Genomic DNA, 1,835 nt, shown 5'->3' with positions numbered 1-1,835 from the left:
GATCCTGGCGACGCCGCCGGCGATCGAGACATCGGCGGCAAGATCGTTGACCGCGAGACCCGAGCGCGCATCGACCAGGCGCGCACCGGAGGTGCTCACGCTGCCGCCGATGACAGGCGATGTCGCGGGACCGCGCACCTGCACGTTGACATTGGCCGTGCCCGATAGCGACAAGCCTTGCGCGGCAAGCTTCTGGCTGAGCAGGCCGAAGGGCACGGCGCCATTGAAGTCGAGGGCCAGCGCCGGCGTGCCTGCCGTCGTTACGGTACCACCGCCCTTGAGACCGAGGCCGGCTCCATCGCTGACATTGGCATTGAATGTCAGCTTGTTGCCGGCAAAGGTGCCCGACGAGGAAACACTGACCGCACCGACACCAGCACCTCGGGTCTGCGATGTCTGCACCCCGGCCGCATCGATGTTGAAGGCGACGGCGGGATTCGCCGGCGCACCCGTCACCTTGACCGTGCCCGAAATCGAGCCGGCGGCGTCGAGCCCCGGCGAGAAACTGTTGGCGAGCGACATCGGCACCCGCGCCAGCGTCGCGTTGATGTCGAGCGCCGTGCCGACCTTGCCGGTCACCGTCGCCGTGCCGCCGCCAAGGTTGAGCACCAGCCGGTCCAGCGTCGTCGTGCCATTGGCGATGCTGACGGTCGAGGCCTGGGCAATGGCTGCCTTGATGCCCTGAACGGTCGCCTGGCCGGATGCAAGCTCGATGGTTGTCGTGCCGTTGGCCACTTTCACCCGGCCCGCGGCCTGCGCCGGAATGCCCTTGACGGTTGCGCCGCCGGAGAAGCCGGTCCAGTCACCGTCACGCGTCAAATCGACATCGATGCCGCTGATCACGGTGCCGCCCGACGTGACGGTGTTGGCGCGGATCTTTCCGGAGATCACGGGTACTGCCAGATAGTTGGCGACCAGTGCATCGATAGAGACGGCTTTCGCCTGCAGGTCGCCGCGCGTAATCGATGCTGTCGCCGCCTTGATGGCGACCTGCGGTGCGGTGCCGTTCTTCGAGAAAGCAATCGTGCCGCGCACGTCGCCTTCGGCCTTTTCCAGCGCCAGTGCCGCCAACGGGCCAATATCGGGCAGGTCGAGCGCGATCGTGCCGACTGGAACGAACTTCTCATCCAGCGCCAGATCGCCGGAAATCCTGTTCTTGCCCAGTGACAGCAGCAGGCCGTTGATGGCGCTCTTGCCGTCCGCCGTCGCCAGCACCGCGCTACCTTGCAGCGCCTGGCCGGCGACATTGCCGGTCAGCTGCACATTCGCCGCCGGGTTGGCGGCATCAGCCTTGCCGGTGGCGGTCAGCTTCAGCCCGGTGATCTCGCGCGATGCCACCAGCAGCCTGTCGCTGTCCACCGTCAGTGACAGATCGGGCGCCGCAGCTGGCCCCTGTGCGTTCAGCGCAAAGGCGATGGCGCCCTTGGCATCCTTCGACAGCAGCGAGATGTCGCTCAGCACACCCTTGATGTCGGCGGCGACCTTGTTGTCAGCAAGGCTCGCCTGCCCGTCGGCAGTCAGCGCGCCCGAGGTCAGCTTCAATCCGCCTATATCGATACTGCCGTTGGGGTCGCGCTTCAGCGTGGCACTGATCTGCGCGCGTTCGCCAAGCATGCCGCGCGCCGCCGCCGGCAAGGCCGATGATGGGGCATCCGCCTTTAGGTTGAGGTCTATAGCGCCGTCACGCAGCGACACCTGGCCCGCGACCTGGCTGTTCAGCGCATCACTCTTGAGAGAGCCGCTATCGATGGCGACCGCGTCGGCTGTCAGCCGGGCACTAAGTGCGGCCGTGACCTTGCCAGCGATCAGCGGTGCGATCGCGGGATTGTCGAGAC

The 1,835-nt window shown here is 66.5% G+C and carries 1 pseudogene; it reads right to left on the bottom strand.

The features are described from left to right. Nucleotides 1-1,835, bottom strand: a pseudogene (locus EN935_RS34085) (translocation/assembly module TamB); the annotation flags it as partial.

Origin of the sequence: Mesorhizobium sp. M7D.F.Ca.US.004.03.1.1, assembly GCF_003998635.1 — a bacterium.
GTDB lineage: Bacteria > Pseudomonadota > Alphaproteobacteria > Rhizobiales > Rhizobiaceae > Mesorhizobium > Mesorhizobium loti.
Note: the sequence above shows the minus strand (reverse complement) of the source record. Positions and strands in the feature narration are given on the sequence as shown.